Annotated in this window: 23 protein-coding genes; 7 read left to right on the forward strand and 16 right to left on the reverse strand. The window is 58.4% G+C overall.

Annotated elements, in window-relative coordinates:
* Positions 1-4: 4 nt before the first annotated feature.
* Positions 5-343: a hypothetical protein gene (locus ACSFE6_RS04030; RefSeq protein WP_435426372.1), complete on the reverse strand. Its 339-nt coding sequence runs from the start codon at positions 341-343 to the stop codon at positions 5-7.
* 288 nt (positions 344-631) lie between these two features.
* Between ACSFE6_RS04030 and ACSFE6_RS04035 the strand changes: the two genes are divergently transcribed.
* Genes ACSFE6_RS04035 through ACSFE6_RS04055 form a run of 5 tightly spaced genes read left to right on the forward strand, consistent with a single transcriptional unit; the run spans position 632 to position 5,648 of the window.
* On the forward strand, positions 632-2,098 hold the full coding sequence (locus ACSFE6_RS04035; RefSeq protein WP_435426373.1) for a c-type cytochrome: 1,467 nt from the start codon (positions 632-634) through the stop codon (positions 2,096-2,098).
* A 43-nt stretch (positions 2,099-2,141) separates the two neighbouring features.
* Positions 2,142-3,917, forward strand: coding sequence for a cytochrome c oxidase subunit I (gene ctaD / locus ACSFE6_RS04040; protein WP_435426395.1), 1,776 nt, complete (start codon positions 2,142-2,144; stop codon positions 3,915-3,917).
* Entirely contained in the window at positions 3,914-4,597 is a 684-nt protein-coding gene (locus ACSFE6_RS04045) for a cytochrome c oxidase subunit 3 (RefSeq protein WP_435426374.1), read from the forward strand. The genes ctaD and ACSFE6_RS04045 overlap by 4 nt, the downstream gene beginning before the upstream one ends.
* 6 nt (positions 4,598-4,603) lie before the next feature.
* Complete coding sequence (locus ACSFE6_RS04050) at positions 4,604-5,317, forward strand: heme-copper oxidase subunit III family protein (RefSeq protein WP_435426375.1); 714 nt, start codon at positions 4,604-4,606, stop codon at positions 5,315-5,317.
* Between the two features lie 13 nt (positions 5,318-5,330).
* A complete protein-coding gene (locus ACSFE6_RS04055) occupies positions 5,331-5,648 on the forward strand; it encodes a cytochrome C oxidase subunit IV family protein (protein WP_435426396.1) in 318 nt (105 codons plus the stop codon).
* A gap of 145 nt (positions 5,649-5,793) precedes the next feature.
* Here the strand turns inward: ACSFE6_RS04055 and ACSFE6_RS04060 are convergent, their stop codons facing one another.
* The 6 genes from ACSFE6_RS04060 to pilB form a co-directional block, all read right to left on the reverse strand.
* Positions 5,794-6,348, reverse strand: a complete 555-nt coding sequence (locus ACSFE6_RS04060) for a magnesium transporter (protein ID WP_435426376.1) — start codon at positions 6,346-6,348, stop codon at positions 5,794-5,796.
* Positions 6,349-6,541: 193 nt separating this feature from the next.
* The gene (gene yacG / locus ACSFE6_RS04065; RefSeq protein ID WP_435426377.1) at positions 6,542-6,742 is read right to left on the reverse strand and encodes a DNA gyrase inhibitor YacG; all 201 of its coding nucleotides are present in this window, start codon (positions 6,740-6,742) and stop codon (positions 6,542-6,544) included.
* Positions 6,739-7,362, reverse strand: a complete 624-nt coding sequence (gene coaE / locus ACSFE6_RS04070; RefSeq protein ID WP_095196582.1) for a dephospho-CoA kinase — start codon at positions 7,360-7,362, stop codon at positions 6,739-6,741. Before coaE ends, yacG begins: the two co-directional genes overlap by 4 nt.
* The gene (locus ACSFE6_RS04075; RefSeq protein WP_435426378.1) at positions 7,359-8,231 is read right to left on the reverse strand and encodes a prepilin peptidase; all 873 of its coding nucleotides are present in this window, start codon (positions 8,229-8,231) and stop codon (positions 7,359-7,361) included. The genes coaE and ACSFE6_RS04075 overlap by 4 nt, the downstream gene beginning before the upstream one ends.
* 1 nt (position 8,232) lies before the next feature.
* A complete protein-coding gene (locus ACSFE6_RS04080) occupies positions 8,233-9,450 on the reverse strand; it encodes a type II secretion system F family protein (protein ID WP_435426379.1) in 1,218 nt (405 codons plus the stop codon).
* A 2-nt stretch (positions 9,451-9,452) separates the two neighbouring features.
* On the reverse strand, positions 9,453-11,150 hold the full coding sequence (gene pilB / locus ACSFE6_RS04085; protein ID WP_435426380.1) for a type IV-A pilus assembly ATPase PilB: 1,698 nt from the start codon (positions 11,148-11,150) through the stop codon (positions 9,453-9,455).
* 225 nt (positions 11,151-11,375) lie between these two features.
* Between pilB and ACSFE6_RS04090 the strand changes: the two genes are divergently transcribed.
* Positions 11,376-11,777: a pilin gene (locus ACSFE6_RS04090; RefSeq protein WP_435426381.1), complete on the forward strand. Its 402-nt coding sequence runs from the start codon at positions 11,376-11,378 to the stop codon at positions 11,775-11,777.
* Positions 11,778-12,086: 309 nt separating this feature from the next.
* Positions 12,087-12,440, forward strand: coding sequence for a BON domain-containing protein (locus tag ACSFE6_RS04095; protein WP_435426382.1), 354 nt, complete (start codon positions 12,087-12,089; stop codon positions 12,438-12,440).
* 266 nt (positions 12,441-12,706) lie between these two features.
* On the opposite strand, the gene ACSFE6_RS04100 is transcribed toward ACSFE6_RS04095, so the two are convergent.
* The 9 genes from ACSFE6_RS04100 to panB form a co-directional block, all read right to left on the reverse strand.
* A complete protein-coding gene (locus ACSFE6_RS04100) occupies positions 12,707-13,006 on the reverse strand; it encodes a DUF2845 domain-containing protein (RefSeq protein WP_435426383.1) in 300 nt (99 codons plus the stop codon).
* The gene (locus tag ACSFE6_RS04105; protein WP_435426384.1) at positions 13,003-15,957 is read right to left on the reverse strand and encodes a DUF748 domain-containing protein; all 2,955 of its coding nucleotides are present in this window, start codon (positions 15,955-15,957) and stop codon (positions 13,003-13,005) included. Before ACSFE6_RS04105 ends, ACSFE6_RS04100 begins: the two co-directional genes overlap by 4 nt.
* 93 nt (positions 15,958-16,050) lie before the next feature.
* Positions 16,051-17,067, reverse strand: a complete 1,017-nt coding sequence (locus tag ACSFE6_RS04110; protein ID WP_435426385.1) for a class I SAM-dependent rRNA methyltransferase — start codon at positions 17,065-17,067, stop codon at positions 16,051-16,053.
* Positions 17,068-17,156: 89 nt separating this feature from the next.
* Positions 17,157-18,026, reverse strand: a complete 870-nt coding sequence (locus ACSFE6_RS04115; protein WP_435426386.1) for an oxygenase MpaB family protein — start codon at positions 18,024-18,026, stop codon at positions 17,157-17,159.
* A gap of 130 nt (positions 18,027-18,156) precedes the next feature.
* Complete coding sequence (gene acs / locus ACSFE6_RS04120) at positions 18,157-20,094, reverse strand: acetate--CoA ligase (RefSeq protein WP_435426387.1); 1,938 nt, start codon at positions 20,092-20,094, stop codon at positions 18,157-18,159.
* A 193-nt stretch (positions 20,095-20,287) separates the two neighbouring features.
* Entirely contained in the window at positions 20,288-21,952 is a 1,665-nt protein-coding gene (pgi, locus tag ACSFE6_RS04125) for a glucose-6-phosphate isomerase (protein ID WP_435426388.1), read from the reverse strand.
* A 226-nt stretch (positions 21,953-22,178) separates the two neighbouring features.
* Positions 22,179-22,559, reverse strand: coding sequence for an aspartate 1-decarboxylase (panD, locus tag ACSFE6_RS04130; RefSeq protein WP_003228271.1), 381 nt, complete (start codon positions 22,557-22,559; stop codon positions 22,179-22,181).
* Between the two features lie 155 nt (positions 22,560-22,714).
* The gene (gene panC / locus ACSFE6_RS04135; RefSeq protein WP_435426389.1) at positions 22,715-23,575 is read right to left on the reverse strand and encodes a pantoate--beta-alanine ligase; all 861 of its coding nucleotides are present in this window, start codon (positions 23,573-23,575) and stop codon (positions 22,715-22,717) included.
* A complete protein-coding gene (panB, locus tag ACSFE6_RS04140; protein WP_435426390.1) occupies positions 23,572-24,372 on the reverse strand; it encodes a 3-methyl-2-oxobutanoate hydroxymethyltransferase in 801 nt (266 codons plus the stop codon). The genes panC and panB overlap by 4 nt, the downstream gene beginning before the upstream one ends.
* Positions 24,373-24,725: the final 353 nt, after the last annotated feature.

Here is a 24,725-nt window from a genome sequence, read left to right on the forward strand (position 1 = left end):
CGTTTCAATCAATCAGCTGATCAATCAACACGGCGTTGGTGTAGATCAGGCTGCCATCGCTCGCCCGGTGCCCGACCAGATGGAACTGACCACGCTCGTGGTGCAAATACACGCGCATTTGGCAGTCTGACAAGGGGCCGTAGCCCTCCGGCACCCTCAACTCCAGGGTATCGAAGTCGACATCGACCATGGCTTCGCGTTCATGGGTCGTTTGCAGGCGTTCTTCGGCTGCTTCCAAACGCTCATGGAGGGGACCATCGACGTAAAAGTGGATTTCCCCCGTTGGGGTGGATTTCTGGTCGGCGCTGGGTTTGCACCAGCCTTCGATCGTCAGGGCGCTCATGACGAAAATCTCCGTGGTGGACTGCTGGACTCTGAGGCGCTTGCCTCTTCTCAATGCCATCACTTGTCTGACTGTTACGCCTGGGCAGGGTTCGACTTTTTGAGCCGTTTCTGGCCGATCCCTGCCATGGGTAATGCGATATTGAGTATAGCTGGCAAGCGGGTCTCGCTCGCCGACCTATACTTTTCACTGACTTTGCCACCACCGGTGGTATTTGCCTGACCTGCCTGGATGACAGTGGCGATGCTTGCGCATAACCCATGGGCAACAGGAATAGGATGAAGAGAAATGGCAATAGCAATTATCTTGATTCTAATCGTTATTGCATCCGTGCTCTTTCATCTACTGGCGCCTTGGCATGCAGCACCACCCGCGTCCAACTGGGGATCAATAGACACCACACTGTTCATTACCCTGATCATCAGCGGAATATTCTTCGTCGCCATTACGGTATTCATGGCTGTCGCGATCATGCGTTATCGACACCGCGAGGGTGTCAGGGCGCACTACCAGCCAGAAAGCAAAAAACTGGAGTTCTGGTTGATTGTCGTGACTTCGATAGGCATTGCCGCGATGTTGGCGCCAGGCCTGGTGGTTTACAACGATTTCATCCGGGCGCCGAAAGAGGCATATGAACTTGAAGTCATCGCCCAGCAGTGGCAGTGGGCTTATCGTTTTCCCGGCCAGGACGGAAAGTTGGGAAAGTCGGACATCAAGTTTGTTGATGCGGCCAATCCCCTAGGGGTTGACCCCAAGGATCCTGCCGGACAAGACGATGTACTTATAAAAAGTAATGAAGTCAGACTTCCACTGAATAAACCAGTAAAAGTATTACTGCGTTCAAAAGATGTGCTGCATAACTTCTATATCCCGCAAATCCGCAGCAAGATGGACATGGTGCCAGGGATGGTGTCGTACTTCTGGTTTACCCCGACTAAAACCGGGAGGTACGAAGTGCTTTGCGCCGAGTTTTGTGGCGTCGGTCACTACAACATGCGCGGTCAGATGATCGTGGAAGAGCAGGGCGCTTTTGATCAATGGCTGAGTACGCAACTGACCTTTGCGCAGACACTGGCGACGGCGGCCAAGCCCGGTCGGGATAGCCTGGTGGAAAAGGGCCGTTTACTGGCGCAGAAGTACGGTTGCGGTGCTTGCCACAGCCAGGATGGCAGTAGCAGTCTCGGCCCGGGGTGGAAGGGGCTGTATGGCCGCACGGAACAGCTTGCCGATGGCTCCCGTGTGCAGGTCGACGAGGCCTACCTGAAAGAGTCGATTCTCACGCCTCAGGCCCGTCTGGTGCAGGGCTACCCGCCAGTCATGGTGGCCTATACTCTCAATGACGATGAACTGGGTGCCCTCATGGCCCTGATCAAGTCGCTGGGCACTGCGCAGCAAGGCGATAACGGCTCTGCCAGCGCAGGCGAGGACCCGGTGGCGCAGGGGCAACTACTGGCCCAGTCCCTCGGCTGCCTGGCCTGCCACAGTGTCGATGGCAACAAGGGCATCGGCCCCACCTGGCAGGGCCTATATGGCTCCACCGTCACCCTTGCCGACGGCACGAGCATCAAGGCCGACGAAGCCTATCTGAAAGAGTCGGTTCTCGATCCCGGTGGAAAAATTGTCCAAGGCTATGCAGCCGTCATGCCGGCCATGAAGCCAAGCGACAAGGAGCTGGACGCACTGATCGCCTTTATCAAATCCAAGGCCAATACCGACGCCGATACGAGCAAGGCGGAACCAGGGAAGCAACCGTAAAGCAGCCAGGAAAACACCGAAACTTCGACAGGAGGATGACGTGATGGCCTATGCGGAGCAAGCCGAAACAGAAGCACTGCACGAACCCAAAAGTTTCCTGACCAAATACATCTGGAGTCAGGACCACAAGGTCATCGCCATTCAGTACTCGTTGACGGCGCTGTTCGTGGGGCTTATCGCCGTGGTGTTGTCCGGCTTGATGCGCATGCAAATAGGCTTCCCCGGCAGTCTGGCATTCATGGACGCCAGCACTTATTACCAGGCGATGACCATGCACGGCATGATCATGGTCATCTACTTGCTGACGGCCTTGTTTCTGGGGGGATTCGGTAACTATCTGATCCCGCTGATGGTGGGCGCCCGTGACATGGTCTTCCCCTATGTCAACATGCTCAGTTACTGGTTTTACCTGCTGGCGGTCGTGGTGCTGCTTTCCAGTTTCTTCGTTCCCGGCGGCCCCACCGGTTCGGGCTGGACGCTCTATCCGCCACAGTCCATCACGCAAGGAACACCGGGGGTTGAATGGGGCATCGTGCTGATGCTCGTCTCGCTGGCGATCTTTATCGTCGCCGCCACCATGGGCGGGCTGAACTACGTCACCACGGTGTTGCAGGCACGTACCCACGGCATGACTTTGTTTCGCATGCCGCTTTCCGTATGGGGCATCTTCATGGCCTCGATCATGGCCTTGCTGGCGTTCCCGGCGTTGTTTGTCAGCGCAATCATGATGCTGTTCGACAAGCTGTTGGGCACCAGTTTCTTTATGCCGGCGATCGTCTCGCTGGGGCAGACGCTCGATCACCAGGGCGGCAGCCCGATATTGTTCCAACATCTGTTCTGGTTCTTCGGCCACCCCGAGGTCTATATCGTCGCCTTGCCTGCGTTTGGCTTGGTCTCCGACCTGATCAGCACCCATGCGCGTAAAAACATCTTCGGCTACCGAATGATGGTGTGGGCCATCATTGCGATTGGCGTGCTCAGCTTTGTGGTATGGGCGCACCACATGTATGTCAGCGGAATGAACCCGTACTTTGGTTTTTTCTTCGCCGTTACCACCCTGATCATTGCAGTGCCGACCGCACTGAAAGTCTACAACTGGGTCCTGACTTTATGGCGCGGTGATATCCATTTGACCGTGCCGATGCTGTTTGCCCTGGCCTTTATCGTCACCTTCCTGGTGGGGGGCCTGACCGGGTTGTTTCTCGGCAATGTGATTGTGGATATTCCGCTCTCCGATACCTATTTCGTCGTTGCGCATTTCCATATGGTCATGGGTGTCGCGCCGGTACTGGTGGTGTTCGGCGGCATTTATCACTGGTTCCCGAAAGTCACTGGGCGCATGTTCAACGACACCCTGGGCAAGTTACATTTCTGGATAACCTTTCTGGGCACCTACGCCATCTTCTTCCCCATGCACTATCTGGGTTTTCAGGGCATGCCTCGCCGGTATTACGCCTTTGACAACTACGCGTTCATTCCGCAGTCGGCGCATGAGTTGAATGCCTTCATTACGGTGGTCGCATTAACCGTCGGTGTTTCCCAACTGTTGTTTGTGTTCAACATGGCCTGGAGTGTCTTCAAGGGCAAACCCGCCGGCAGTAATCCCTGGGGCGCGGCCAGTCTGGAATGGCAAACGCCGGACACCCCGCCGAAACACGGTAACTGGGGAGAGAAGTTGCCGGTCGTGCATCGTTGGGCCTATGACTACAGCGTGCCGGGCATAGAACAGGATTTCGTTCCGCAAACGGTTTCCGCCGAGGCGTTGGAGCAACTGCGGCAACGAGGCGCCGGCGCCAATCAAGCGGACGTTAAACCATGAACAGTCTGTTTTTGAGAAACGCCGACGGCGCAGACTCAGGCGGCAGTTGGAGGCGAGAACCGTCAAACGCGTTGGCCGCCCGTAGAAGCCAAATCGCCAAGACAGGCCTGCGTTTGTTTCTGGCGGTGGTGAGTTCGCTGTTCTTTCTCTTCCTGATTGCCTTTATCGCCCGCTCGCAAATGGTCGACTGGCGGCCCCTGACAGAACCCCTGGCGCCATTGGCCAACCCATGGCAACTCTGGGTGAATTCGGCTTTTCTGGTGTTCAGTTGCATCGCACTGCAAGGGGCGCGCATGGCCGCTCGGCAGTCGCGACTGGGCGCAACCGTCATGGGCTTTGCATTGGGTGGCGTGTTTGCCATTGCCTTTCTGGCGGGACAACTCTGGGTCTGGCAGCAATTTGTGGCCTGGGGCTACTTTGTCGCCAGTAACCCGGCCAACAGTTTCTTCTATCTGCTGACCGGCATGCATGGGCTCCACCTGCTGGGCGGGCTGATCGCCTGGGGGTGGATCGGCGGCAAACTCCTGCTTCGCGTGCCGCTGCCGCAACTGCGCCTCAGTGTCGAACTCTGCACGACCTATTGGCATTACCTGCTGGCGCTCTGGTTCGTGCTGTTCGCGCTGCTGGCCAGCACACCACAAACCTATGAAGCCATCGCCAGGCTCTGCGGCCTGAGGTGAACAACCATGGCATCGCATCCGCAAGCCCCGGCCGAACCCGGGTCATCCAATCCACCCAGCCTGCCGCCTGAACCGGGATGGCAGGGCATCGCCAGCGACTGGGCTTCGGACAAGGACGCATTCAAGCAGGTGCCTTGGGGCAAGGCGATGATGTGGATCTTCCTGCTCAGCGACACGTTCATATTCACCTGCTTTTTGACTGGCTACATGTCGGTTCGCATGACGATCACCGACGCCTGGCCCAATCCCAGTGAAGTGTTTGCGTTGACGATCGGCGGCAAGGAAATCCCGCTCATTCTAATCGCCATCATGACCTTCGTGCTGATCAGTAGCAGTGGCACGATGGCCATGGCCGTGAACTTCGCCTATCGCCGTGATCGTGCGAAAACCACGGTGCTGATGCTGGCGACCGCTGCCCTGGGCGTGACCTTCGTCGGCATGCAGGCTTTTGAATGGAGCAAGCTCATCGCCGAAGGGGTACGTCCTTGGGGCAACCCCATGGGGGCGGCGCAATTTGGTGCCAGCTTTTTCATGATTACCGGTTTCCACGGACTGCATGTATCGATCGGTGCGATCTACCTAAGCATCGTGGCGATGAAAGTATTGCGAGGAGACTATGAGCGCTCCGGAAACTATCAGAATGTCGAGATAGCCGGGCTTTATTGGCACTTCGTGGATTTGGTGTGGGTGTTTATTTTTGCGTTCTTCTATTTGTGGTAGAGGAGCATTGATGATGGCGCATGCTCAAGGTCAGCAACATCCAATCGGTTTGTACCTGAAAATCTGGGGGCTGTTATTCGTCCTCAGCACGCTGTCGTATCTGGTCGATTACTTCCACTTCCATGGCTACCTCAGGTGGACCCTGATTATCACGTTCATGTTGTTGAAGGCGGGTTTGATTGTCTCCATTTTCATGCACATGGCCTGGGAACGGTTGGCTCTGGTGTACGCCATATTGGTTCCACCCTTGTGCTTACTGGTGCTCGTCGGATTGATGGCCACCGAGGCGGACTATGTTTTCCTCAGTCGGGTCATTTTCTTCGGCCAGTAAGCAACGTCTGGATAGTTTTGTAGGAGCGAGCTTGCTCGCGATGGACTCCAGGACGCTGCGTTTAATCAGCAAGCACGCGCAATCGTTAACGACCATCGCGAGCCAGCTCGCTCCTACATAAGACAGCATTACGCTATGGCTGGTTTTAAATCGTTCGCTTGAACTGATGCCATCTGTGCAGCCAGGCCACTGTCCAGTGGGGGGCTGCCGTTCCCGTGCCAGCGACCGTCAGTTTTGGATGGTGTTCGATGACCCGTTCCAGTACTGACTCCTGATTCGGCTCAACATCCACGAAGAAGACATGTTTGCCCGCGTCTACCATCTGTTTGAAATTGCGGAAGTGAGCGTTGGGTACCTGGATTCCAAAAAAGCCGCCTTCCCAGATGCAGAAGCCCAATACGACAACGGCAAGGAAGATGAAGGGCATCCAGCCCACGGCGGATTCATGCCAGCCCAGCCACCAAGCGCCGCCGAGGATCAGCGCTGCGAGTGGAATGCCGACCACCGCACCAATCTCGCCGGAGTGAACGACATCTTGTTTCATTAACGAATTAACTTCGTGGAGATGATGTTCTTCAACATCAGCAACTTTTTCACTGAGTACATGAATTTGTTCGGTGTTGATGCCGTTGGCTTCCAGTTCATTTTCAACGGATTCAAGATCGTCGAGATTGTCACTGATGTAATAGTGCCGATTCATGCCACACCTCCCATCTCGTTTTTTATGCTGTAGACCTCCTCTGTCCTGCAGCTTTTAACTGAGACTTTCCGTCGCAATGGGTGTACGCGGGGGAACGTTGCGCTCTTCATGCAACCCGAAAGAAGTATAGCACTCGGTATCTGACGGCTATTTGGGGGGTAAATCCGTCACAAAGGACGCCCGTCCATCATGATCAGTGACGCGGGTCGAAATCACCGCTGAACAACTCGTCCTCGGCATCGGGGGCCACCGGAATCTTGTGCTCTTCCGAGGCCCAGGCGCCCAGATCGATCAGTTTGCAACGGTCGGAACAGAACGGCCGGTATTTGCTTTCGGGGCTGAATTCGACAGGGGCGCCGCAGGTTGGGCATTCGACGGTTGGGATCTGGCTCATGACTGGCCTCCACGCAAAGTAAGGTAAAAGTGATGCAGGCGTTCGACTTCGCTGTGCAGCCAGGCGAGGTCGCGGTCGTTGACTACCACCTCGTTGGCGTGGCTAACGCGATCCTGGCGGCTCGATTGGGCCTTGAGGATCGCTTGGACCTGCTGTTCGCTGGTCTGGTCACGCTGCAGGGTGCGTTCGATCTGGAGCTGTTCGGGGGCATCGATCACCAGCACCCGCTGGGTCATGGCGTATTGGCCTGACTCGATCAGCAGCGGCGAAACCAGAATCGCGTACGGTGATTTTGCCAGTGCCAGGTGATGTGCGATTTCCTCGGCGATCAGCGGATGCAGCAAGGCTTCCAGCCAGCGGCGTTCATCCGGCACTTCAAAGATCAGTTTGCGCAAGGCCGCGCGATCCAGTTGTCCATCGGCCTGCAACACGCCGGGACCGAAGTGTTCGGCGATTTTCGCCAGTGCCGGTCGGCCCGGCTCCACCACCCAGCGCGCCGCATGATCGGCATCGACCACGTGAACGCCGAGGTCGATGAAGTGCTGGGCGGCCGCGCTTTTGCCGCTGCCAATGCCGCCGGTCAGGCCGAGAATCCAGGGTTTTTCCACAGGGGTATTCATTTCAAACCGACAAACTGCCAATAGAAGTCGGTTATTTGACCACCCCAGAGCAAGGCAATCCAGCCGGCAATCGCCAGATAAGGGCCGAAGGGGATCGGCGTCGAAGTTTTGGCCTTGCGCAGACGCAAGTAAATCACGCCGATAACAGCCCCTACCAGGGAGGAGAGCAGGATGGTCAGTGGCAAAATCTGCCAGCCGCCCCAGGCCCCGAACATCGCCAGCAGCTTGAAGTCGCCGTGCCCCATGCCTTCCTTGCCAGTGATCAGCTTGAACAGCCAGAACACCGAGCACAGTGCCAGGTAACCGGCAATGGCGCCCCACAACGCTTCATGCAGCGGCACGAACAGATCGAGACTGTTAACGATCAATCCCAGCCACATCAATGGCAGCACCAGCACATCCGGCAACAGCTGATGCTCGGCGTCGATCAGGCTCATGGCCAGCAGGCCCCAGGTCAGGAGCAATGTCATGCAGGCCGACCAGCCGAATCCGAAGTGCCAGGCAATGAATGCGGACAGTGCACCGCAGGCCAGTTCGATCAACGGATAGCGTTTGCTGATGGGGGTCGCGCAGGCCGAGCAGCGTCCACGCAAAAACACAAAACTGAGCACTGGAATGTTTTCCCAGGCACGGATCCGATGGCCGCAATTCGGGCACTGTGAGTGGGGCAGCAGCAAGTTGTAGGTGGGTTGGGGCGTTTCGCCGGGCAGCCCGAGGATCTCATGGGCCTGCACCCGCCATTCGCGCTCGAGCATTTTCGGCAGGCGCCAGATCACCACGTTGAGAAAGCTGCCGACCAGCAGGCCCATCAGTGCGGCGATGAAAACGAAGACCTGCGGGTAGTGAGTCAGAATTTCGTTCAGGGGCATGTCAGATCGCTGAGCCGAGTTGGAAGATGGGCAGGTACATTGCAACCACCAAGCCGCCGACGATAACACCCAATACCACCATGATGAACGGTTCCATCAGGCTGGTCAGGTTGTCGACCATATTGTCGACCTCGTCCTCATAGAAACCTGCGACCTTGTCGAGCATGTCGTCCAATGCGCCCGACTCTTCGCCAATGGCGGTCATCTGCACCGCCATGTTCGGAAAAATGCCGGACGTGCGCATGGAAAAATTCAATTGCATGCCCGTCGAAACATCCTGCTTGATGCGCAGTACAGCGCGCTTGAACACGATGTTGCCAGTGGCGCCGGCCACGGACTCCAGGGCTTCCACCAGAGGTACGCCAGCGGCGAAGGTGGTGGACAAGGTGCGAGCGAAACGGGCGACGGCGGATTTGTACATCAGGGCCCCCACCAGCGGCAATTTCAGCAGCCAGGCGTCGGTTCGATCACGAAAACCCCGTGAAGTCTTGAAGGCGTGGCGTACTCCGAAGATCGCCATGATCATCACGCCGAGCATCATCCACCACCATTCCTGCATGAACCGCGAAAGACCGATGACCATCACGGTAAAGGCGGGCAATTCGGCACCAAACCCTTCGAATACCGACTGGAACTGCGGTACCACTTTCACCAGCAGAATCCCGGTCACAATCATTGCGACGGAGACGACGACCAGCGGATAGGTCATGGCTTTTTTGATTTTGGCCTTGAGGCTTTCACTCTTTTCCTTGTAGGTCGCCACCCGTTCCAGCAGGGTATCCAGGGCGCCGGCTTGCTCGCCGGCATCCACCAGATTGCAGTACAGCTCATCGAAGTATTTGGGTTTTTTACGCAAGGCATTGGCGAAGCTGTTGCCGGCCGCGACTTCCTGTTTGACTTCGTCTATCAGCGTGCGCATCGCCGGGTTGTCGAAGCCTTCGCTGATGATGTCGAACGACTGCAGCAACGGCACGCCGGCTTTCATCATGGTCGCCATCTGCCGCGTGAACAGGGCAATGTCCTGGGCCTTGATGCGTTTGCCCAGGTTGAACAACGAGGTGGTTTTCTTGCGGACCCTGCCGGGGTTGATGCCTTGTTTGCGCAGTTGCGCCTTGATCAGTGCGGGGTTCTGCCCGCTCAACTCGCCGGTGACTTTCGTGCCTTTGCGGTCGGTGCCTTCCCAGGCGTAGACGCTGATTTTCGCTGCTTTGACCGCCATGTTCAGTCCTTGGTAACCCGGTTGATTTCTTCAAGGCTGGTGATGCCTTGCATGGCTTTGAGCAGGCCCGAAGTGCGCAGGTCGTTGAAGCCGTCCTTGCGCATCTGTTCATCGATTTGCAGCGCGTTGCCTTCGGCCATGATCAACCGTTGCAAGTCCGGCGTGTTTTTTACCACTTCATAAATCCCCACTCGTCCTTTGTAACCGCCGTTGCAATGTTCGCAGCCGACCGGTTCATAGATCGTGAAGGTGCCGATGCGTTCCTCGGGAAAGCCTTCCTTGAGCAGCGTCTCGCGTGGAATATCGAGGGGTACCCGACAATGGCTGCACAGTTTGCGTGCCAGGCGCTGGGCGATGATCAGGCTCACGGACGTGGCGATGTTGAAGCCCTGGATGCCCATGTTGTGCAGGCGGGTCAGGGTTTGCGCGGCGCTGTTGGTGTGCAGCGTCGACAAGACCAGGTGCCCGGTCTGGGCGGCCTTGATGGCGATTTCGGCGGTTTCGAGATCACGGATCTCGCCGACCATGATCACATCCGGGTCCTGGCGCAGAAACGAACGCAGGGCCTGGGCGAAATCCATGCCTTGCTTTGGATTGACGTTGACCTGATTGATGCCTTCCATGTTGATTTCCACCGGGTCTTCGGCGGTGGAGATATTGATGTCCACGGTGTTGAGGATGTTCAGCCCGGTGTAGAGCGAAACGGTTTTGCCCGAGCCGGTGGGACCTGTCACCAGGATCATGCCCTGGGGCTGCTTGAGCGCGGTCATGTACAGGTCTTTCTGATCGGGCTCGTAGCCGAGGGAATCGATGCCCATTTGCGCGCTGGACGGGTCGAGGATCCGGATCACCACTTTTTCGCCCCACAGGGTCGGCAGGGTGTTGACCCGGAAATCGATGGATTTGCTCTTGGACAGGCGCATTTTGATTCGCCCGTCCTGGGGCTTGCGACGCTCGGATATGTCGAGGCTGGCCATGACCTTGAGCCGCGCGGCGATGCGGCTAGCCAACTGGATCGGCGGTCTGGCGACTTCCCGCAACATGCCGTCGGTGCGCATGCGCACGCGGTAGATTTTTTCGTAGGGCTCGAAATGCAGGTCGGAGGAGTCGCTCCTGATCGCATCAAACAGCATCTTGTGAACGAAGCGCACCACCGGCGCATCATCGGCTTCCTGGCCGCCGACGATGTCCTGTCGCTCATCGCTCGACTCGATGTGCACGCCGTCAAGATCAACGTCGCCCATGTCTTCCAGGCCGGTGCCATGGCTATCGAAGAATTTTTCGATGGCATCGCTGAGCTTGTCGTCCTCAACCAGAATCGCTTCGGTGGTCAGTCCAGTGCTGAACTGAATGTCGTTGATGGCCTGGTGGTTGGTCGGATCGGAAATGCCCACGAACAACTTGTTGCCGCGGCGCCAGAGGGGCAGGGCGTGGTGCTGACGGACCAGTTTTTCGCTGACCAGGCCCCTGGGCTGGGTTTCCTTGTCGAGGCTGTTGAGGTCCATCAGGGCCATGCCGAAGTGCTCCGAGGCAATCTCGGCGACCTGGCGGCTTTTCACCAGTTTGTTCTGTACCAGGTAACTGACCAGGGAGAGGCGATTACGTTGGGCTTGTTGCGAGGCCTGTTGCGCGCTTTTGTCGGTGAGCAGCTCGGCCAGGACCAATTGCTTGGCCAGGCCGCTGAGAGCGATGTCATTCATTGTGATACCGGGCGAAGACCGTTGGATGACTTATAGCCTAGTCAAGCGACGGAACCAAACCAGCGACGGTGAGGTGACAAAAAACGTCAGATAGTGCGGTTCCTGGGAGTAGGAAAGGGCGTCGCCGCGGCCATGTGCCCCGCCTTCAGGGCATACGGCGCTTGGCATGGGCTGTGCTGAGACAGATCGGATCATGAGATTTCGACTCATGCACGGAGGCTGTCTATGAACACCCAAAAAGGTTTTACCTTGATCGAACTGCTGATCGTGGTGGCGATCATCGGGATACTGGCGACGTTTGCGATTCCCGCCTATTCCAAGTATCAGGCGCGGGCAAAGGTGACGGCAGGTGTCGCGGAAATTTCCGCGCTGAAGGTCAACTATGAGGATGCAGTCAACTCAGGTACGGCTGCCCCTACTGCCGCTGTATTTGCCCCGGGGGGCGATACACAGAACTGCACGATTACCGCTGCCACCGGTACCACACCCGGAATGGTATGCACGTTGAAAGGTGCGCCAGCGGTGATTTCAGGTGCGACCGTTACGCTTTCTCGAGATGCCACAAAAGGCTGGACGTGTGCCACAAGTGTTGCCGCAGATTATGCGCCGAAAGGCTGCGGCGGCTAACGATCTATACTTTGCATATAAAAATGCCCCGTCCTTCACAGGGCCGGGCATTTTTATTCCTGCACCGATGTAAAAGAGAAAACCTCCCACAATTCATGGCCTTAGGCCTTCTTCAAAACCCGCAACTTGCATGTAGAGAATCCTCCAGTCATGCATTTTGCATGATCCTGGAAAATAGCTGATTTCATAACTGGCTGATTTATAAAGGTTTATTGGGTGTCTCAAAGTTGGCACAGCGTTCGCACTATCCCTGATAACCCTGCTGACATGACACCCGGCAGAATTTCCAGAAAAACAGGAGTTACTCGTATGAAGAAGTTCGCTATCGCTGCCGCTACTGCTACCGCGCTGACCCTGACCATGGCCAATGTCGCGTTTGCACAGACTCAAGCCACCCAGGCGCCAATGACGCTGGCAGCCGGTGAAATGACCAAGGCCACGGAGGCTACTTCCGATACCTGGATTACCACCAAAGTCAAAGCCGACCTGGTGACTGAAAAAGGCATTCCTGGCACCGACATCAAAGTCGAAACCAATAAAGGCGTTGTGTCCCTGTCGTCCACCGTTGCAGTGACCGATGCCCAGAAAGCCACTGCAGTGGCGATCACCAAGAAAATCAAAGGCGTCAAGGCGGTCTCCGCTGACGGCCTGAAAGCCGAGTAAGGCAAGGCTTCTCGCCTGGACTGGGAGAAGGTGCGGTAGACGGGCCGAGTCATACGTCTGCCGCTTCTGGAGTTCATGCGAACGGCCACAGGGATGTGGCCATTGCAGGCCCCGGCATTCTTGTCGGGGCCTGTTCTACTTTGAACAACACAAATCAAAATGTGGGAGCGAGCCTGCTCGCGAAAGCGAACGGTCAGCCAACTCAGATGTTGAATGTCTGTCCGACTTCGCGAGCAGGCTCGCTCCCACGGGAATTTATGGTGTTCTCAGTTGCCGCGTTTGCTGGTGATCTGCGTCAGGCGATTCCCCTCGAACCGCAAAAATTGATACATCCCGCCATTGGGCCCGTAGGTCCATTCCTCGACCTGAAATTCTTCCCGCCGATTGGCGCTGCGTTTGTAACCCAGTAGATCGCGGCTGACCGGTTCGCCGCATTTTTGCAGCACTTCGCTCGACCGGTCGCCGACGCTGATCAACTGGCTGCCGCAGCGCAAGGTGTCCGCCGCGCAAGCCTGGCCAGTCACCATCGCCAATGCCAGGCCTGACAGCAGTCGCTTGCTTATCATTCGGCGTCCAGATGCATCGGTGTAATGACCTTGCCGTCTTTCTCCGCTTCGCCCAACTGGGCATCGATGAAGTACACGCGATCATCGGCGAGCTGGCCCTTGTCGACCAGGTAATCTTTGATGCTGCTGGCGCGGTCCTGGCCCAACTGGCGCAACAGCACTTCGCTGGAGCTCCAGGACTGGATCACGCCCTCGCGCATTTTGGCGGTGCGTTCTTCCTTGCCCAGGTCCTTCCACTCAGCCGGCGGCTGGGCTTTCAGGCGAGTGCGGTAAATCCCTTCCAGCAAAGGCCCTTTTTCGTTGTCCGGCACTTGCAGCATGGAAGCCTGGGCTGGCACCTTGTCGCCGCGCCGCTGGAGCATTTTGTAGTAGTTGTACTGGTATTCCCGTTCCAGGCGTTGCTCGGCAATCAACGGGCCGTCGCTGGTCTTGGCGGCGGTACCTTCGATTTCCAGGCGTAGGGCAGGGCGCTCCTTCAGGGCCTTGGACAGCTTGACCAGTGCCGCCTCGGCGTCCTTGCTCAGCTCGCTCGAGCCCGGCGCGAACGCCACGGTGCCCAGATCTTCCGAACCGCCACCGGCCACCAGTCCGCCAATCAGTTTGAACGGTGCAGCGGCGGCCTTGACGATCAGGTTGCGCAGGGTCTGCCAGACTATCGGCATGATGCTGAACTGCGGGTTGTTCAGGTCGCCGGATACCGGCAGTTCGATGGAAATCTTGCCATCGACGTCCTTGAGCAGGGCAACAGCCAGTTTCAGCGGCAGGCTCACGGCGTCCGGACTGTCGACTTTTTCACCCAGTTGCAGTTGTTCCACCACCACCTTGTTTTCGGCTTGCAGTTGGCCCTTGGTGATCTTGTAGTGAAGGTCCAGGTTCAGTCGGCCCTTGCGGATACGATAGCCGGCGAACTTGCCGGAGTAGGGGGTTAGCGTGGTCAGTTCCACGCGTTTGAAACTGGTGGCGATGTCGAGGCTGGCCATCGGGTCGAACGGGTTGACCGCGCCCTTGATGGTCACTGGTGCATAGCGATCGACCTTGCCCTTGACGTCGACGGCGGCCGGTTTTGCCTGACGGCTGTCAATGGTGCCGATCTGGCCGTTGAGCTCTTGAATGGCGGTGGCGAAGTTCGGGGTCAGGCTGAAGTCGGCGAAGTTGGCCGAGCCGTCATTGATCACGATCCCGCCAATGTGGATGCCCAGTGGCTTGTCCTTGCCGGCGGCGGGTTTGGCGGCCGCGGTTTTGGCGCCGGAGTCGGCGGGCTGCGGGATCAGCAGGTCATCGATGTTGGTGGTGCGATCATCGTTGATCATGAAGCGCGCGTAGGGCTGCAACAGGTTGATCCTATCGATCGACAGACTGTCGCCGTGTTGATAGTTCAGGCCTTCGACCACCACCCGTTGCCATTTGACGAAGTCGCGGGTTTTCAGGGTGTCGAGGGTATGCAACTGATCGACCTGAGCGCGACCAGTGACGCTCAAGGCCAGCGGCTCTGTGCTTTTCAGGTTGACCGCCAGGTCGCTGCCGAGCATGCCGCTGCGCAGTTCCAGGCGAATGAACGGGCTGATGTAGGACTGGGCGACGCGCAGGTCGATGTCCTTGGTCTGGACGTTGAGTTTGGCGCTGACCGGCGCCAGATTGACCTCGCCTTCGGCCAGGAGCTTGCCCTGCTTGCCCACGCCGGTGTCGAGCTTGAGCAGGAAGGGCGAACCGTTGAGGCTGTCGAACTTCTGCAAGTCGAGATTCAGCGGGCTCAGGTCCAGCTCCACGGCAGGCTGTGTCTTGCGGTCTGCCAGGTGAACTTTGTAATCGCGCAGTTGCACATCATTGAGCAGCACTTGCCAGGGTTTGGCGGCGGGTGCCGGTTCGGGTTTCGGCGAATCGGCTGACGCCGGTGTGCTTGGCGGTTCCGCCTTGGCTTTGGCGGCAGGTTTGGAAGGCTGGCTGGCGAACAGCTTCTGCCAATCGAGCTGGCCATCGGCTTCCAGGGCCGCCCAGGTTTCCAGCTTGTTGCTGCGGATCTTGCCGACGACCACCTGTTGTTTGGCCAGATCGACAGTGGTTTCCGAGACGTCCAGTCGTTCGAGTTTCACAAGTGGCCGGCCTTCAGGCGACTTGATGGCAAAGGGGGCGATGGTGGCCGAGACATTGCTCAGCAGCAGTTCGGTTTCCTTGGACAGGTTGAGCTTGTAGTCGGTACTCAGGCTGACCACACCGTCTTCAAGCACCAGTGGCACCGCATCGCGCACATAGGGCCAAAAGGCTTTCATCTTGCCGTCGGTGATCTTCAGCTTGCCTTCGGAGGCCAGGGGAATGAGGCTGAAATTACCGGTCCAGTCGATTTGCCCACCGTGCGGGCCGATGGCCACCAACGTCATGTCGGCACTGTCTTCGGGCAGGGTGCTGAGGTTCTTCAGTTCGAAATCGAGTTTGTCGTAAAGAAACTCGATGGGTTCGCTGGGGCGATCATCCTGGAAGTGCACCGCGCCGCCAGCCAGTTTGATGCTGTCTATGCGTAGCGGGAACGGCTTGGCATCGGGATCGGCCGGGGTCGGTTCGCTGGGTGGCAGTTTGAACAGGCCGAGCAGGTTGAGTTTGCCGTCCTTGCCGAAGAGGATTTCGGTCTTGGACTTGTCCAGCTCGATACGGGACAGGTGCAGCGCCTTGGTCCAGAGACTGTCGAGTTGAAGGTCGGCGTACAGGCGCTCGAACCCGACTTGCTCCTTGCCAGGCTCGCCAATGTTCAGGCCCCAAAGGGTGACTTCAAGGCTGAACGGGTTGAGTTCGATCCGCTGGATCGTGGCCGGCGTCGTGGCGTAGTTGGCCAATTGCTGGTTGGCAACCCGCAAGGCGATGCCCGGCAAAATCAGAAAACCCAGCAGGCTGTAGAGAGCCAGAGCAGTCAACAAGGCGCCGATGGCGCGAATCAATCCTTTGTACATGTGTGGGTTCATCTGTCTGAATCGGAGTGCCTTGGAGTATGGCACGCGATTCCGGTTCCGAAACAATCCCGCTGTTCAGTACTTTTCGGATTTGTCTGACACAGATCAAAGCTGCAGGATCAGGGTTTTCAACGGTGGCTGCTGATCCATCGACGGGAAATCGTCACCCGGTTTCATCACGCTCCACTCGCGAACCGGTCGTCCGGCTTTCTCGGCGCAACGCAAAACCTGTTCGCGCCAATCGTCCATGCTGACTTTTGCCAGATTGTTGCAGCAGATCAGCACGCCGTTGTCGGCCGTGGTCAGCAGCGCGGGTTTGAGCAGGCTCTGGTAGTCACGCAGCAGGTCGACGGTGCCGAAGGCGCTCTTGGCCCAGGCGGGAGGATCGAGCAGCACCAGATCGTACTGGCGTTGATCCAGGCGCTGGTAGCTCGGCAGTTTTTGCCCACGACGTTGACTGATGGGTAGACCGGCGAACTGGCGGATGGCGGGGAAGTAATCGGATTGGATGAATTCCATGGTTGGCAACAGCGGGTTGAGTTGGCCGTTTTCACGACCGACCGCCAGGTTGCCTTCGGCGAAGTCCAGGTTGCACACCTCGCGAGCGCCACCAGCCGCGGCACTAAGGCCGACGCCGCAAGTGTAGGCAAACAGGTTCAGCACGCTTTTGTTTTTGCTGTGCTCCTTGACCCAGCCGCGGGTGTTGCGCAGGTCGAGGAACAGCAAGGGGTCCTGCCCGGCATGGCGCCCGCGTACGCGGTAATTGAGGCCCCACTCGTGGCCAACGAGGTCTTGCAGTGCCGCTTCGTCAGCACGGTAGACGGTGTCTTCCCGATCGATGCGCGAGTTGCCGCGGGAGCGGTCGTTGTAGACCAGCAGACTTTCAAAGCCCAGGTGCTGATTGACGATTTCGTGCAGTTGCAGCAGCGCATCGCGTTCCAGCGACTGGTGAAAACTCTGCACCATCAGTTGCGGACCATAGCGATCGATGGTCAGGCCCCCGGCACCTTCCTGGCTGCCATGGAACAGGCGATAGCAATCGGTGCCCTGACTGTGCAGTTCGGCCAACAGGTCCTGGCGACGTTCGAGGGCGGCGCGCAGCGCCTGATTCAAGGAAGACATGCTGGGCGCCTTGCAGGTGGGAATTGGGCGCGGGAGTTTAGCAGTTACTGAGCTTCAAGCTTCAAGCTTCAAGCTTGCAGCTCTGAGCTTCAGCTCAGCCCCATCCTTCGCTTGGCGCGCTGCACCGAGCCATTACGCACCGCCCAGCGCAGCATCGGCGCGCTGCGATTGACGCTGGCGCGGATCAACTTGCGTTGCAGCGGGTTCTGGCTGACGCCGAGCAGATCACTGGCCCAGTCCGGCAGCAGGTCGATCCCGGCCTGCATCATCAGGTTGCCGAAAGGCTTGGCCAAGCGGCTAGGAGACGGGGCGTTCAACAACAACCGCAGCACTTCGCGACTGCGCTCGTCGCACATCAGCTGCGGCCTGATTCGCGCAAGGTATTCGGAAACTTCCTGGCGGGAGCGGGGCACAACCCGGGCACCGAGGCGTTCGGCGACCAGCGCGATTTCTGCGTAATAGCGATCCTGGTCGGCCGGTGACAAGTGCGGGTTGCGATAACGCAAATGGGCGGCAAGAAAGTTACTGACTTCAGCGACATGCACCCAGGTCAGCAGATCAGGATCGCTGGCCGCATAGGGGCGGCCATCGGGTGCGGTGCCAGTGACCTGCAGGTGAATGGTGCGGACTTTCTCGATCAGCCAGTCGGCGTCCTGGCGCGAACCGAAGGTGGTGCCGGAGATGAACTGTCCGGTGCGGCGCAGTCGGCCGAGCATGTCTTCGCGGAAGTTCGAATGGTCCCACACGCCCGCCAGGGCCAGGGGGTGCAGGGCTTGCAGCATCAGGGCGCTGATACCGCCGATCAACATGCTGCTGAAGTCGCCGTGCACTTGCCAGCTCACCGAATCAGGCCCGAACAGGCCGGGATCACCCTTTGGGTTTTCCAGGTCGAGCTTGCCCAAGGACAGACCGGTCAAGCTCATGATTTGGGTTTCGATGCGGCTGCGGATGAATTCCATGGTGTCCCTGTGATCTCCTGTGGGAGCGAGCCTGCTCGCGAAGGACGCTAACGATAACGCGTTTCTCCTGAATAAACGCGGCGTGGCTGAGTTCATCGCGAGCAGGCTCGCTCCTACAAAGAGCAAAGCGTTATTGGTTGAGGCGTTTATCAATCAAGCCCTGCACCACGCTTGGGTCGGCCAGGGTCGAGGTGTCACCCAGGCTGTCGAGTTCGTTGCAGGCGATCTTGCGCAGAATGCGCCGCATGATTTTGCCTGAACGGGTTTTCGGCAAGGCCGGTGCCCACTGGATCAGGTCCGGTTTGGCGAAGCTACCGATTTCCTTGCTGACCATTGCCAACAACTCTTTTTTCAATTCGTCGCCGGTTTCCACGCTGTTCATGGGGGTGACGAAGGCGTAGATGCCCTGGCCCTTGACGTCGTGGGGGTAACCGACCACGGCGGCCTCGGCGATCTTGTCGTGTAGTACCAGGGCGCTTTCCACTTCTGCAGTGCCGATGCGATGCCCGGACACGTTGATCACATCGTCGATGCGACCGGTAATCCAGTAATCGCCCTCTTCGTCGCGGCGGGCGCCATCACCGGTGAAGTAGTAGCCGGGGTAGGGCTTGAAGTAGGTGTCGATCATCCGTTGCGGGTCGCGGTAGACGCTGCGGATCTGTGCCGGCCAGCTGGATTTGATCGCCAGCACGCCGCTGCCGGCGCCCTTGATTTCCTTGCCCTGTTCGTCGAGCAGCACCGGTTGCACGCCGAACATCGGTTGCGTGGCGCAGCCGGGTTTGATGCGCTGGGCGCTGACCAGGGGGCTGAGCATGATGCCGCCGGTTTCGGTCTGCCACCAGGTATCGACAATCGGGCAACGCTCTTCGCCAACCTTGTGGAAGTACCATTCCCACGCTTCCGGGTTGATCGGCTCACCGACGGTGCCGAGTAGTCTGACACTGGCGCGGGAGGTTTCCTTCAGCGGTTCCGGACCCTCGCGCATCAGTGCGCGCAGGGCAGTCGGGGCGGTATAGAAAATGTTCACTTTGTGCTTGTCGATGACTTGCCAGAAACGCGAGGTGCTCGGGTAGCTTGGCACGCCTTCGAAGATCAGCGTCGTGGCGCCATTGGCCAGCGGCCCGTAGACGATGTAGCTGTGACCGGTTACCCAGCCGACGTCAGCGGTGCACCAGAAGACTTCGCCGTCACGGTAGTCCAGCACGTATTTGAACGTCATCGCCGCTTGCAGCAGATAACCGCCGGTGGTGTGCAGCACGCCCTTGGGTTTGCCGGTGCTGCCGGAGGTGTAGAGGATGAACAGCGGATCTTCGGCGCCCATCGGTTCGGGTGGGCAGTTGTCGTCGACGTCGCGCAGCGCCTGGTGATACCAGATGTCCCGGCCTTCGACCCAGTTCACTTGATTCTGCGTGCGCTCGACCACGACCACGGTGCTGACATCGGGGCAGCTTTGCAGCGCCTTATCGACATTCTGTTTGAGCGGGACGAATTTGCCGCCGCGCACGCCTTCGTCGGCGGTGATCACGGTGCGGCAATCGGCATCGAGAATCCGGTCGCGCAGGGAGTCCGGGGAAAAACCGCCGAACACCACCGAATGGATAGCGCCGATTCGGGTACAGGCGAGCATGGCGTAGGCGGCTTCAGGGATCATCGGCATGTAAATGCACACCCGGTCGCCTTTCTTCACGCCACGGCTTTTGAGCACGTTGGCCAGGCGGCAAACGTTGTGATGCAATTTTTTGTAGGTGATCTGGGTGGATTCGGCGGGATCGTCGCCTTCCCAGATGATCGCGATTTGATCGCCGCGTTTTTCAAGGTGTCGGTCGATGCAGTTGTAACTGACATTCAACGCTGCCCCGGCAAACCAACTGGCTTCGCCGGTCTTGAGGTTATAGCGCTGGACGGTGTCCCACGGTTTGCTCCAGTCGAGAAAACGCGTGGCTTGTTCGGCCCAGAACTGGCTTGGGTGTTCAATGGATTCGCGGTACAGGCGGTGGTAGTCGTCTTGACTCAGTTGTGCAGCCCGGCGGACGGCATCGGCTTTGGGGAACGTGCTGATATCGAACATGACGGTTCCTTATTCTTGTTTTGCGACAAAGATAAAGATGCGCTGTGTAATCCATGGGTTCAAGTCGTGCCCAAAACAACTGTGGGAGCGAGCCTGCTCGCGAACGCGATCTTGCATTCACCACCATCGTTGAATGTTAGACCGTATTCGCGAGCAGGCTCGCTCCCACAGGGGGTAGCAATGTGGTTCTGGTTTATCCGCGGTGACGCCCACGGAAGTAGTTGATCAGCCCTTGGGTGGACGGGTCTTCTGCAGGGCTTTCCTCGCTGCCGACCAGGCGGTTGTAGACGCCTTTGCCCAACTCCTTGCCCAGCTCCACGCCCCACTGGTCGAAGGCATTGATGCCCCAGATCACGCTTTGCACGAACACCTTGTGTTCATACATCGCCACTAGTGCGCCGAGGCGGCGCGGGCTGATGCGTTCGACCACCAGGGTGTTGCTCGGACGGTTGCCCGGAATCACCTTGTGCGCCGCGAGTTTCTGCACGTCGGCTTCACCCATGCCCTTGTCGCGCAGTTCGGCTTCGGCTTCGGCCTGGGTCTTGCCGAGCATCAGTGCCTGGCTTTGCGACAGGCAGTTGGCATACAGCCATTGGTGGTGGTCGGCCACCGGGTTGAAGCTGACGATCGGCACGATGAAATCGGCCGGAATCAGTTGGGTACCTTGGTGCAGCAACTGGTGATAAGCATGCTGACCGTTGCAGCCCACGCCACCCCAGATCACTGGACCGGTATCGGTAGCGACGGGGGTGCCGTCCTGGCGTACGCGCTTGCCATTGGACTCCATGTCCAGCTGTTGCAAGTGCTTGGTGATGTTACGCAGGTAGTGGTCGTACGGCAGGATCGCGTGGCTCTGCGCGCCCCAGAAGTTGCCGTACCACACCCCGAGCAAGGCCAGCAGTACCGGCATGTTCTGTTCGAATGGCGCGCTCTGGAAGTGCTGGTCCATGGTGTAGGCACCGGACAGCAGCTCCTTGAAGTTCGACATGCCGATGGCCAGGGCGATTGGCAGGCCGATGGCGGACCACAGTGAGTAACGGCCGCCGACCCAGTCCCACATCGGGAAAATGTTCTCTTCGCGGATACCGAATGCGACGGCCGCGGCGTTGTTGCTCGATACCGCGATGAAGTGACGATGCAGCTCGGCTTCCGAGCCACCCTGAGCCAGGTACCAGGCACGGGCGGCCTGGGCGTTTTTCAGGGTTTCGAGGGTGTTGAAGGATTTCGACGAAACGATGAACAGCGTGGTCTCGGCGCGCAGTTTCATGGCCAGTTCGTGGAACTCGCTACCGTCGATGTTCGCCAGGTAGTGGCAGCGCACGCCTTTCTGGGCGTAGGCCAGCAGGGCCTCGGACACCAGTTCGGGGCCGAGGAACGAGCCACCGATACCGATGTTCACCACGTCAGTGATCGGCTTCTCGGTGTAACCGCGCCACAGACCGTCGTGGATGCGGCCCACGAGGTCGGTCATCTGATTCAGTACCTTGTGCACATCCGGCATCACGTTGACACCGTTGACCGACAGCTTGTCGCCGACCGGGCGGCGTAGCGCCGTGTGCAGGGCAGGGCGCCCCTCGGAGGCGTTGACGATCTCGCCATCGAACAGCGATTTGATCGCACCCTTGAGGTCGACTTCGTTGGCCAGGCCCACCAGCAGTTTACGGGTCTCGGCGTTGATCAGGTTCTTCGAATAGTCGAGAAACAGGCCACAGCTGCTGAGGGTGAATTGAGTGAAACGCTGCGGATCGGCATTGAAGGCCTCGCGCATGCTGAAATCCTGCATGGCTTGGCGGTGGTCATTCAACGCCTGCCAGGCGGGCAGAGCGGTCACGTCGTGAGGAGTGCGGTAATACGCCATCGCTGCGGGTTTCCTTTTTACTTGAACGGCCTTTTGAACACGAAAAGTCCCGGAGCACTGTGGGTGGGCGCCCCGGTCAACTGCGTCGACACGATTTCATGGCGCAGGGCGAATACAGTAACCCCCGCGCCGTGATCTGTCTTGACTTTGTCTGACCTGTTTCCGGTACTTTTTTAACACCGACGTTAGGAACGGTCCGACAAACGGAAACGAGACAGGATTTCGATCAGGCAACCTGGACCGGAATGGCGTTGCTGGTGTGGCTCAGTTCATTGCCCGGTGCCATGTAAAGCATGCGTGGCTTGAAGTTGAGCAGTTCGGCTTCGCTGTAGTGAGCGTAAGCGCAGATGATCACCCGATCGCCGACCTTGGCCTTGTGCGCGGCGGCACCGTTTACCGAAATCATGCGCGAACCTTCTTCACCACGAATGGCGTAGGTGGTGAAGCGCTCGCCGTTGTCGACGTTGTAGATCTGGATCTGTTCGTATTCTCGGATGCCGGACAAGTCCAGCCATTCGCCGTCGATGGCGCAGGAGCCTTCGTAATCGAGTACAGCATGGGTGACTTCGGCGCGATGCAGCTTGGCCTTGAGCATGATGGCGTGCATGAGTGGTTTCCCAGGTTGGAGTCGAGTTGTGGAAACTGAAACAGGTCGGGTGTGGGAGCGATCCTGCTCGCGAAAGCGGTGGACCAGTCAGCCTAAATGCTGAATGACACACCGCATTCGCGAGCAGGCTCGCTCCCACCATTGTTTTGTGGTGTTCAGGCGGGCGTATCGAGATTCAGGTGCAGGTTGTCGATCAACCGCGTAGTGCCGAGGAACGCCGCCACCAGAATCACCAGGTCCCGATCTTCCGCCGTGGCCGGACGCAAGGTCAGTGCATGACGGATTTCCAGGTAGTCAGGACGCAAGCCAGCCGCTTCAAGCTGTTTGGTCTGCGCACCGATCAGTGCCGGGAAGTCGCGCTCACCCTGTTTGATCGCTTCGGCCATCTGACTCAGGGTGCGATACACCACCGGGGCAATGGCGCGTTGTTCCTCATTGAGGAAGCCATTGCGCGACGACAGCGCCAGTCCATCGGTCGCGCGAACGGTCGGCTCGCCGATGATCTGGATCGGCATGTTCAGGTCATGGACCAGGGCGCGGATCACGGCCAGTTGCTGGAAGTCTTTCTGGCCGAAAACCGCCAGGTCCGGCTGGACCATGTTGAACAGCTTGCTGACCACCGTCGCCACGCCTTCGAAATGCCCCGGGCGGCTGGCGCCGCACAGGCCTTCGGACAATTGCGGGACGCTGACACGGGTCTGGCCGGCCATGCCGTCGGGATACATCTCTTCTACGGTAGGCGCGAACAGCAGGTCGCAACCGGCTTCAAGCAGTTTTTCCTGGTCGGCCGCGAGCGTGCGCGGATATTTGTCGAGGTCTTCGCCGACACCAAATTGCAGTGGGTTGACGAAAATACTCGCGACCACGAAATCCACTCGCTGAGTGGCCTTGGTAATCAGTGCGATATGGCCGCTGTGCAGGTTGCCCATGGTTGGCACAAAGCCAATGCGTTTGCCTTCACCACGGGCGCGGGCCACGGCGGCTCGCAGTTCGCGTACGGTTTTTACGGTGTTCATGCAGAGAATCCATGTTCGATGCCTGGGAAGGTCGCTGCTTTGACTTCAGTGACGTAGGCGCTCAAGGCCCCGTGAATGCTTTCTTGGCCCGCCATGAAGTTCTTCACGAACTTAGGCACCCGACCCGTGATGGACAGGCCCAGCATGTCGTGCAGGACCAGCACCTGGCCGTCGGTGCGGTTGCCAGCACCAATTCCGATCACCGGAATCTTCACCGCCTGGGTGATCTCTTCCGCCAGTTCGCTTGGAACGCACTCAAGCAACAGCATTGCCGCACCAGCCTGCTCCAGCGAAATAGCATCGGCACGCATTTGCCGCGCCTGATTTTCGTTGCGACCCTGAACCTTGTAGCCGCCGAGGATGTTCACCGATTGCGGTGTCAGGCCCATGTGCGCGCACACCGGGATACCACGCTCGGCAAGCAGGCGGATCGAGTCCGCCAGCCACAATGCGCCTTCGATCTTGACCATGTGCGCACCGGCCTGCATCAACAGGCCACTGTTGGTCATGGCTTGTTCGGTAGTGGCGTAGGCCATGAAGGGCAGGTCGGCGAGGATCAACGCATCGGTGTTACCGCGTTTTACGGCGGCCACGTGATAAGCCATTTCGGCGGTGGTGACCGGCAGGGTGCTGTCGTGACCTTGCAAAACCATGCCGAGGGAGTCGCCCACGAGCAGCACTTCGACGCCAGCCTGATTGCAGGCGTGGGCGAAGGTCGCGTCATAGCAGGTCAGCATGGTGATTTTTTCACCGTTCTGCTTGAGGCTCTGGAGCGTGGTCAGGGTGATGGCTGGCATGTCAAAAAATCCTCGTTCAGGCGCTATGGAAACTACTGCGAGTAACGCGCGTGATTCGTCATCTACTCAGGCGCACGGTCTTTTGTCGTGCTTATAAGGCCTGGATTGCGCCCTTGTGTGCCGTGATGGCGGCAGCGGGACGCCTATAGTCGTGAGGAGAACCCGGGAAGTCAATCCGGTGTGTTACCGCATTGTTACGTGGGGAGTGTTACCGAAGGGGACTGATGCGATTCAGCAGATTCTGTAGGAATAATGCAAATCAATTGTGGGAGCGGGGGGGGGGGTGGGGGGGGGGGGGGAGGAGGAGTGTTCCCTATTTCTTTCGCCCCGTCTTTCACGACCAGCCTTTCCCC

It is taken from the genome of Pseudomonas baetica (genome assembly GCF_051216495.1).
GTDB lineage: Bacteria > Pseudomonadota > Gammaproteobacteria > Pseudomonadales > Pseudomonadaceae > Aquipseudomonas > Aquipseudomonas baetica_B.